This window comes from Micromonospora sp. NPDC051296, assembly GCF_040682255.1.
Classification (GTDB): domain Bacteria; phylum Actinomycetota; class Actinomycetes; order Mycobacteriales; family Micromonosporaceae; genus Micromonospora; species Micromonospora craterilacus.
Genome location: NZ_JBFBAO010000577.1, coordinates 1 through 2,564, shown reverse-complemented (window position 1 = coordinate 2,564; position 2,564 = coordinate 1). Strand labels below are relative to the sequence as shown.

The window sequence follows — 2,564 nt, the reverse complement described above, 5'->3', positions numbered from 1 at the left end:
GGAGGCGTTGGCGATGAACCGCCGCTGCCCCTCGAACGAGCGGTCGAGCCGGCCGATCATGGCGTCGAACGTGTCGGCCAGGTCCTCCCCCGGGCGCGACACCGCCGACCGCGCCGGGTGGCGGTCTGCCGGTCGGCGGACGCCCGTCCGACGCCCTCGCCGGCTGGGCCCGCGAGGTCGGCGCCAAGGCCGGCATCGACCCGATCGCCATGCAGGCGTACGGCTACGCCGAGCTGGTGCTCGCCGAGACCAACCGCAGCTGCGGCCTGAGCTGGACCACCCTGGCCGCGATCGGCTTCGTCGAGTCCCGCCACGGGCAGGCCAACAACGCGCAGCTCGGGCCGGACGGCCGGGCCACCCCGGAGATCATCGGTTTGCCGCTGGACGGTCAGGGCGGCCGGATGCGGATCAACGACACCGATCGGGGCGAGCTGGACCGGGACACCACCTACGACCGTGCGGTCGGGCCGATGCAGTTCATCCCGACGACCTGGCAGGAGAACGGCGCCGACGCCGACAACGACGGCCGCAAGGACCCGCACAACATCCACGACGCCGCCCTCGCCGCCGGCATGTACCTGTGCAAGGGAGGCCGCAACCTCACCATTCCGGGTGACTGGTGGAACGCCATCCTGTCGTACAACAACGTCGGCAGGTACGCCCGGGCGGTGTTCGACACCGCCAACCGGTACGGACAGGCCAGTCGCACGTGAAGTGATCGTCCGCATACATTGGAGAACTGGACACTTCCCCCAGGCTGCTGTTAAAGGCAAGCTAGACGGGTGATGGTGCGCGAGTGGGACCCCAGGACCGCGTCGTCCGCCGAGATCGTGTCGCTGCTGGACACGCTGAACGCGGTCCTGGCGGTCGATCTTCCGCAGGACCCGCCATGGCGGGAGAGTTCGCTGCGGGAATACCTCGCCGAGGTGATGCCCGGCGAACGGCGGATCTCCTGGGTGGCCCAGGCCGAGCCGGCCACCGACGGCACACCCGGCTCGCTGCTGGGCCAGGTGAACGTGCTGCTGCTCGGCAACATCGGCGTGCTGGAGGTGCTCGTACACCCCTCCGCCCGGCGCACCGGGCTCGGCCGGGACCTCGTCCTGCGCGCCGCCCGCCGGGTGTATCAGGAGGGCTTCGAGTCGATCGGGGTGGAGGTGGTGGGCGATACCCCCGCCATCGCCTTCTACGAGTCGCTGGGCTTCAGCCGGGAGTACGTCGAGACCCGCAGCGTGCTCGACCTGTCCGGTGTCGACTGGGCCGAGTTGGCCGAGATGTCCACCGGGGTCGGCGCGGGCTACCACGTTGAGTTCCATCCGGGCGGGCCACCCGACGAGCTGATCGAGGCGTACGCCCGGGCCAAAGCCGAGATCCGGGACATCGAGGACGGCGAGCTGCGACCGAGTTCGTACGACTCGCAGCGGCTGCGGGACAGCCTGGACTGCCTGCACCGGCGGGGGATGAAGCCGTACATCGTGCTCGCCCTGCACGAGCAGAGCGGTGAGGTGGCCGGCCTGACCGAGGTCGTGGTGCCGGCCCAGCACCCGACCCGCGCCGACCAGTACGACACCATCGTGGTGCAGGACCACCGCGGCTACGGGATCGACCGCGCGATCAAGGCCCGGATGCTGATGGAGCTGCGCTCGGCCGAGCCACAGCTGACCGAGGTGCAGACCTGGAACGCCCAGGCCAACGAGGCGATGCTCAAGGTCAACGCGGAGTTGGGCTACCGCCCGGACCGCGACTGGTGCGAGTACAGCGTCGACGTGGCCGACCTGGTGCACCGCCTGGACAACTCCCGCTGAGCCGCCGGCGCCGGCCACGGGGCGCTCAGTGGTACCAGTTCCGGGGATCCGGAGGCGGCGGGACGTTGCGGTACTTGGCCACCCGCACCTCCCACTGGCTGCAGCGCCGTCGCGCCTCCCGGTCGATCGGGCTGCGGCGGTACGTCTCCGGCGGACGCGCCAGGCCGTAGATGTCCCCCCCACCACTCGCCCGGCTCTGGGTCGAGGATCGTGTCCAGGTGTGCCGGGTAGCGGCGCCCCGCACCGTCCCGGGTATCGTCCCAGACCTCCATCGGCAATACCACATGCCCGTCCTGGTCGACCGCCACCAGGTAGAGGCCGGCGGCACCCAGCAGGCGTTGAAGCACCGCCAGGCTCGGCGTCAGCGTCCCCGCCTCCACCCGGCCGACGGTGGACGGTGCGACCTTCGCGAACCGGCCCATCCGCGCCTGGCTGAGGCCGACGATCCGCCGGGCCCGCCGCACCAGGCCGGCGATGGGAAACGGCCCGACCGTCGGGCCGAGATCCGGGGGTTCGAAGACGGACGCCATGGGCAGACCCTGCCGCGACGCCATTCAGCAGGACAACCCCTGTGGATAAACCTGTGGATGATTCGTTGCTACCCTCCGTCACCGTGCCCCTGAGCGACCCCAGATGGGCCACCCCCTGGGCCGCCCTTGTCCCCTGTTCGTCCTAATGAGTTGTGGGAGTTGGCCGGTGGGTGAGGCAGACTCCTGGTGGGTAGCCGCTGGCGGATGAGCACTTGTTCGGCCTGGGCCTGGT

At 70.4% G+C, this 2,564-nt stretch carries 2 protein-coding genes and 2 pseudogenes; 2 read left to right on the top strand and 2 right to left on the bottom strand.

From position 1 onward, the window contains the following. Positions 1-83: 83 nt before the first annotated feature. A pseudogene (locus AB0M52_RS33100) lies at positions 84-713 on the top strand (lytic transglycosylase domain-containing protein); the annotation flags it as partial. A gap of 72 nt (positions 714-785) precedes the next feature. Beyond that, positions 786-1,802 carry a GNAT family N-acetyltransferase gene (locus AB0M52_RS33095; RefSeq protein ID WP_363961787.1) on the top strand — a complete coding sequence of 339 codons (1,017 nt, stop codon included), beginning with the start codon at positions 786-788 and terminating at the stop codon, positions 1,800-1,802. A 25-nt stretch (positions 1,803-1,827) separates the two neighbouring features. Here the strand turns inward: AB0M52_RS33095 and AB0M52_RS33090 are convergent, their stop codons facing one another. Beyond that, positions 1,828-2,046 (bottom strand): hypothetical protein, encoded by a 219-nt coding sequence (locus tag AB0M52_RS33090; protein WP_363961788.1) that lies wholly within the window; start codon positions 2,044-2,046, stop codon positions 1,828-1,830. Positions 2,047-2,176: 130 nt separating this feature from the next. Next, a pseudogene (locus AB0M52_RS33085) lies at positions 2,177-2,224 on the bottom strand (hypothetical protein); the annotation flags it as partial. Positions 2,225-2,564: the final 340 nt, after the last annotated feature.